Annotated in this window: 1 protein-coding gene; it reads right to left on the bottom strand. The window is 47.4% G+C overall.

Features of this window, described 5'->3' with window-relative positions; all coding sequences use genetic code 11:
• Positions 1-268 (bottom strand): oleate hydratase (locus AC6UDE_RS07000; protein WP_500697033.1); only part of this gene is annotated, 268 nt, incomplete at both ends.

Here is a 268-nt window from a genome sequence, read left to right on the forward strand (position 1 = left end):
TAGCATCAAAGTCCCGCGTGTCTTCAGCGGCGGTCATGCCCTCTTCAGTGGCTGAAGGAACTCGACTTAACAGATCCATTAAATCAACGTAGGTGCGGTAATTCAACATTCTTCCACCACGGGCTACAAAGCCAGTCTGGTCCGAAGTTTCGTGATTACGGTTCCAGTATTCGTTACCGGTTACGTCAGTTTTGGCACCATCGTTTGCGCCATGGTCATCTAATGAATAGAAAGTAATGTCTTTTCCATCCCAGTGACCCTCTTGAAT

This window comes from Fructilactobacillus sp. X2R5C3, assembly GCF_059901325.1.